The organism is Capnocytophaga sp. oral taxon 338 str. F0234, assembly GCF_000192225.1.
GTDB lineage: Bacteria > Bacteroidota > Bacteroidia > Flavobacteriales > Flavobacteriaceae > Capnocytophaga.
Genome location: NZ_GL872420.1, coordinates 1 through 3,892 on the forward strand (window position 1 = coordinate 1; position 3,892 = coordinate 3,892).

The 3,892-nt window shown below is 37.8% G+C and carries 4 protein-coding genes and 1 pseudogene; all 5 read right to left on the reverse strand.

Features of this window, described 5'->3' with window-relative positions; all coding sequences use genetic code 11:
- Positions 1-358: pseudogene (locus tag HMPREF9071_RS11570) on the reverse strand (type VI secretion system contractile sheath protein TssC); the annotation flags it as partial.
- Between the two features lie 28 nt (positions 359-386).
- A complete protein-coding gene (locus HMPREF9071_RS11575; RefSeq protein ID WP_009401500.1) occupies positions 387-839 on the reverse strand; it encodes a hypothetical protein in 453 nt (150 codons plus the stop codon).
- A gap of 281 nt (positions 840-1,120) precedes the next feature.
- Complete coding sequence (locus tag HMPREF9071_RS11580; protein WP_009401502.1) at positions 1,121-2,953, reverse strand: type VI secretion system baseplate subunit TssF; 1,833 nt, start codon at positions 2,951-2,953, stop codon at positions 1,121-1,123.
- A gap of 13 nt (positions 2,954-2,966) precedes the next feature.
- Positions 2,967-3,401, reverse strand: a complete 435-nt coding sequence (locus HMPREF9071_RS11585) for a GPW/gp25 family protein (RefSeq protein ID WP_009401504.1) — start codon at positions 3,399-3,401, stop codon at positions 2,967-2,969.
- Positions 3,398-3,892 (reverse strand): hypothetical protein (locus HMPREF9071_RS11590; RefSeq protein ID WP_009401506.1); only part of this gene is annotated, 495 nt, incomplete at its 5' end. The genes HMPREF9071_RS11585 and HMPREF9071_RS11590, both read right to left, overlap by 4 nt.

Here is a 3,892-nt window from a genome sequence, read left to right on the forward strand (position 1 = left end):
TGGTAGCGTCTACGGCATACGCTAAGTTCTTTGTAAGTAACGCTTCAGAGGCTTTTTTATGGTCTTCTGAAGAAGCGACCATATCGGTAATGGTCTCATTATCACTAAGCACATTGAGCCATAACTCTAAAGTCTTTTTTAAGGTCTCACGTTCTTTGGCTTTGTTAGCCTCTGAAAGGAAAATATTTCTACGTGCTTTGCGCTCTGGATTTACATTTTGTACATTCTCAATAGCACTCTCTAAGAGGTCAAATCCGCCATAACGTGCCAAAGCCTCTATAGACTTCTCTATGGAAATAGGTTTTCCTTGTGGTGCTAAGGGAGCACCTTGTGCTTGTTTAGCTGTATTATCTGCCATTGTCTTATATTCTTAGGTAAAAACTAAACTATTTCTTTTCTGTTAATTCACTAATCAAGCCTCGTAAGGTACTCAGCAGTGCTGCCTTGGCTTCGGGGTCTTCTAAGGCAGCTTTAAGCACCTTATTGCTTTTCAGTTGCTTGACAATCTTTTGGTATTGGTCTTTTTCAGTTTCTAAGCCTGTAAGGAAGTCGCTTTGTGCTGTGATGCCCTTTACCCCAAAATCTCCCAGATTGCTAAAAGAAAGTGTCTCTTTCTTCATAGCTCCTTCAGCATCCTCAAAGTCTATGTTTATCTGCGGGCTAAAGTGTTCAAATACTTTTTCAATAGAAGTAAGCCCTTCTACCAGCTCTGGCTTGATGGGGTCATCTGCTGTTAGCTTTTGTGCTATCAGGGTTCTATTCTGAGGAATGTCTGCAATTGCCTCATTGGCATCTAAGGGGACTTCATTTCCGCCTATACCTTTACTGCTAACTGCCATAGTATTTATGTATTAAGTTAATATTGTTTCTTTATTACGCTTCTTCGCACCTACTTTCCCATTCAAATCCAAGAATGGATAAATCTATAGATGTATCTCGGTGCAAAACTACGCAATATTACTTAACACACAAGAGCTTTTGTTAAATTTAACAAAACTTTAACCACTTCGTTTTAAAAGTAAGTTTTCAATTTATTGATATTCAATAAATTAAACGTGTTTATAAAAATCTTTCAAAACTCTATCAAAATATAAAAGTTTCTTTTCTCTTTTTTTAGTTCTTATCTCTTCTCAAAAAGCCGATAAGGGTACATATTAGCTGAGGCACTCTTTAGTTTTAGCATAAAACTCTCTTTGAGGTACTCCCATTCTTCTGGGCTTATATTTTGAGTTGTATTGTTCTTTGTAAGGTAGATATCTATGGTACGACTAAAACCTTGGGTAGTAGAGACCTCTTTCTTAGTGCCTTTTGTTACCTCAATGGTGGTTATAGCACTCTTAAAATGGCTCATCCCAAAAGCTTCTATATCCGCGATGGTTACTATCCTACCGCGTGAGAGTAGCGCACTTCTCAGTTCTAAGAGTTTCTCCTCAGAAGTGAGACGGTTTCTACCGCCTACAGAGGTTTTTAGAATAGTGGCAGGGGCTGTAAAATAAGAACTTTGAGCAGGTGGAGTACATTTTGTTCCTGCCCTTAGTCCATTGCCTTCTGCTCCTGAGGTATGCCAAAAAGCTACCTCACAGTTATTTTGCTCTTCGCTTTTAGTCGTGGAAATGATAAGATATGTATTGTTATCCTTTACGATACCTTGTTTATCTTTTCTCTGCTCCAAGGAGGCTATATGCTGAAAAATCTCTTTTAGTACATCTTTAGTATAATTACCTCCAATAGCAGCAAAGGCAGCAGCTTCATTTTTTATAACCTCTAAAAGGTATTGCAATAGCTCGGTTGCCTCTCTATTGTCAAGTCGGGCAACTCCTCCTCGCCTGACCATTGCAACAATGTCCTGCTCTTTGCTTTGATGGTTTTTTAAGTCAATTCTATTTTGATTGCCATCAATGATATAATCGATATCCAAAAAGTGATGCTTTGTAGGTAAAGGAAATATATTAAGACTTCCCTTGAGCATTTGTGAGAATTTTCTATGTCCTATGTTGATGACAGGTACGCAATTGAGCATAAAGCGGACACTGCGGAAAACCTCTGTGTGTACTACTGTGGAGAACTCAAATTTAATCCACAAAATATTTTCTTTGACCTGCTCTTCTATATTAGGAAAATGACTATATAACTGAGTTTCTGCTTCTTTGTTATTAGTTGGACTAATAGGCTCCAATACACCTTTAAGCGTATAGAAATTAGGCTGGTAGAATTGATTGACCTCATTGTATATAGAAGCTAATGAGTTGTTATTCTTGGTAATAATATGCTGTAAATCAAGATGTTTATCTACAACATTGTATCCATTGAGCAGTGTAAACTTCTTGTTTTGAGCACTTACAGTAGCTAATTTTAAATAGTGATAGAAGAGCTCTTTATGTTCATTGTTATTTACATTGATAAAAAACTGAAGGTCTTCCAAAGGTTCATTATTGGTGTTTTCTATCCCAATCCATAGCTCACCTGCTGGGAGTGGTTTTACCCCTTTGGCTATTTTCTCATCAAAGAAAAAGCTCTCTTGTTCTATTAGTTCATTGCCATAAGCGATATATTTTACTTTGGCTGTAGTGAGTTTTAAGGGTATAGTTGGGGAAAAAGTAATGTCTATTTCTTTATTCTCTTGGGGGTTATAGATATCTTGAACTCTTTTCTTGGTTGCAAAGCTGTTATATAATGAGATAGGCTTGTTGTTTTGGGAAGGGTACACTTGTAAGATTGTATACGCAGGGAGTGCCCCAGCGACTTCTTCGGGGAACATCACCTCTAAAATGCGGTCGATAATCCTTGCACGTGAGTTTTCTTGTTCAAAGCTGAGTTTTTCAAGTTCTGAGGCACAAGCAGAAATCAGTAAACCCACCAAGGGGTCAAAGGAGTTCTCGGTTTCGCTCTCACTATAGCCCCACATACGTGAGGCACGTCTTAATATGCGGTCTCTTATTCTATCTTGATCCATCTTTTTGTATTTGTTAGTAAGACAAAGGTGCTATAAACAAGTGTGTTCTATACTCATAAGGGTTGTTTGTCTCTTTTATAAAACCTTTGACGTAGATCATTACTTTCTTCTTTGTACGGGTCTTTTCTAAGGTACTCAGGTTTTGATTGGTTACCTCTACTTCAACCTCTTCTACAAATAAGCGTTTTTCGTATCGCTGTATAGCTTCTTTCAAGCTCTCTTTTACCAAGAGTTTTAGGTTGGCATCACTTTTAAGCATATCAAAGTCTACCTCCCAAAAGCCTATGCCAAAACCTTCATCAAATTTGCATTCTCCCCAAGCTGTGGTAGCCAGTAGGAAGAGTTGCTGGTCAATGGAGGTCTCTAAGGTGGTCTTGGCAAGGTCGCGCTTCTCTATCAGTGCCTTGAAGTCTATGGGAGTTTTGTAGTAAGTGCCTTTCATTATCATAAATATATTTTCTTTTTTATCTCTCCCTTTTCGGTATACTCTATCTCTTTGGTGAGTTGTTTGCGTTTGATAAGTTGCAATTGTACTTTTGGGGTGAGTTTGAGTAGTTGCTCACGGTAGTGTATATCTCCCATAAAACTCTGTCCATTGTGTGCATCTACAATTACAAAATAGTAATCCACATCTTGGGGTTTTTGAAAGTTTTCAATATTACCAGCATACAAAAGTATAGTTTGTCCTTCGTGAGTAAAAGTATAAGAGAGACTGTCTTCGGTCTTTTTGCGGTATTTGCTTAGTGTGTATTCAGTAATACCCTCTTTGTCGGGTTCAAAGCAGATATTCTCATACAAATAGGAAGTCGTGTCAAATCGTTTGATACCTATAAATGAGAGTAGGCTTTTGTGTTGCTTTTCTTCTGTAAAATGAGGAATGTCCCTTGTTACCTGAAATACCCTTATCTCTTCTGTTTTATCATCGGTTATAGTGAGTTT